1 pseudogene is annotated in these 259 nt (G+C 61.0%); it reads left to right on the forward strand.

The features are described from left to right. Positions 1-17: 17 nt before the first annotated feature. Positions 18-259 (forward strand): annotated as a pseudogene (locus ACCD02_RS32755) (hypothetical protein); the annotation flags it as partial.

Consider the following 259-nt stretch of genomic DNA (forward strand, 5'->3'; position numbering starts at 1 on the left):
ATCGTCGGTGTGAGGTCGTGACCACCAGCTCCAGAGGCATGCCGGCGTCGATCCGAAAAAAACTGTCCGACGCCCCCGAGGCGCAGCGCCTTTACCCCGATGCGCTGGAGCTCTATGTCGACACACCCTTCGCATGGGCCACGCCACAAACCGGGGCGACAATCGAGTCCCACACATTTGAATGGGCCGTTCGTGCGCAATTCATCCTGAGCACCCAATCGCAAACCCTTTACTTCCCGGCGCCCGCCGTAAAAGACCC

This window comes from Pseudomonas sp. Pseusp88, assembly GCF_047303955.1.
Lineage (GTDB): Bacteria > Pseudomonadota > Gammaproteobacteria > Pseudomonadales > Pseudomonadaceae > Aquipseudomonas.